Raw genomic sequence first — 261 nt, 5'->3', positions numbered from 1 at the left:
GGCTACGATGTCTTGCCAGAGGATGGCTGGCGGGCAGGGCAATCACCATCGGCTCGTCCGGCAGCCGCCGCAGCCGGATGCCGGCGGGATCGTCCAGGCCGGGGCGCATGAAGGTGGCGTCGAGCTCCCCGCGTTCCAGCTTCTGCATCAGCGCTAGCGTATTCATTTCCGTCAGCGACAGCTGCACCTCCGGCCAGCGCGCGCGAAACCGGCGGATCGTCGTGCTGACCACCGGGTTGAAGGCGGAGGATGCGGTGAAGC

1 protein-coding gene is annotated in these 261 nt (G+C 67.8%); it reads right to left on the bottom strand.

The genetic code is table 11. The features are described from left to right. On the bottom strand, positions 1-261 hold a 261-nt coding region (locus AF337_RS12845), incomplete at both ends, for a LysR substrate-binding domain-containing protein (protein ID WP_244471236.1).

This window comes from Rhizobium ecuadorense, from assembly GCF_001187535.1.
GTDB lineage: Bacteria > Pseudomonadota > Alphaproteobacteria > Rhizobiales > Rhizobiaceae > Rhizobium > Rhizobium ecuadorense.
This window is presented reverse-complemented; position numbering and strand designations above follow the sequence as displayed.